The 1098-nt window shown below is 52.1% G+C and carries 1 rRNA gene; it reads right to left on the bottom strand.

Annotated features, from left to right (window positions below):
- A 23S ribosomal RNA gene (locus ABMY42_RS26320) occupies positions 1–1098 on the bottom strand; the annotation flags it as partial.

Below are 1098 nucleotides of genomic sequence, written 5' to 3'. Positions count from 1 at the left end.
TTGGGAGGAGACCGCCCCAGTCAAACTACCCACCAGGCACTGTCCGCAACCCCGATTAGGGGTCAACGTTAGAACATCAACACTACAAGGGTGGTATTTCAAGGACGGCTCCACACAATCTAGCGACTGTGCTTCAAAGCCTCCCACCTATCCTACACATGTAGGGTCAATGTTCAGTGCCAAGCTGTAGTAAAGGTTCACGGGGTCTTTCCGTCTAGCCGCGGGTACACTGCATCTTCACAGCGATTTCAATTTCACTGAGTCTCGGGTGGAGACAGCGTGGCCATCATTACGCCATTCGTGCAGGTCGGAACTTACCCGACAAGGAATTTCGCTACCTTAGGACCGTTATAGTTACGGCCGCCGTTTACCGGGGCTTCGATCAAGAGCTTCGACCGAAGTCTAACCCCATCAATTAACCTTCCGGCACCGGGCAGGCGTCACACCGTATACGTCATCTTACGATTTTGCACAGTGCTGTGTTTTTAATAAACAGTTGCAGCCACCTGGTATCTGCGACTCTCAATAGCTCCATCCGCAAGGGACTTCACCGTCGAGAGCGTACCTTCTCCCGAAGTTACGGTACCATTTTGCCTAGTTCCTTCACCCGAGTTCTCTCAAGCGCCTTGGTATTCTCTACCCGACCACCTGTGTCGGTTTGGGGTACGATTCCTTACAATCTGAAGCTTAGAGGCTTTTCCTGGAAGCATGGCATCAATGACTTCACTACCGTAGTAGCTCGACGTCGTGTCTCAGCCTTAAAAAGAGCCGGATTTACCTAACTCTTAAGCCTACGCACTTGAACCTGGACAACCGTCGCCAGGCCCACCTAGCCTTCTCCGTCCCCCCATCGCAATTGTAAGAAGTACGGGAATATTAACCCGTTTCCCATCGACTACGCCTTTCGGCCTCGCCTTAGGGGTCGACTTACCCTGCCCCGATTAACGTTGGACAGGAACCCTTGGTCTTCCGGCGAGGAGGTTTTTCACCCCCTTTATCGTTACTCATGTCAGCATTCGCACTTCTGATACGTCCAGCATGCGTTACCACACACCTTCAACCGCTTACAGAACGCTCCCCTACCCAATGCACTAAAGT

The organism is Vibrio sp. SSH13-20 (genome assembly GCF_040104475.1).
Lineage (GTDB): Bacteria > Pseudomonadota > Gammaproteobacteria > Enterobacterales > Vibrionaceae > Vibrio > Vibrio harveyi.
This window is presented reverse-complemented; position numbering and strand designations above follow the sequence as displayed.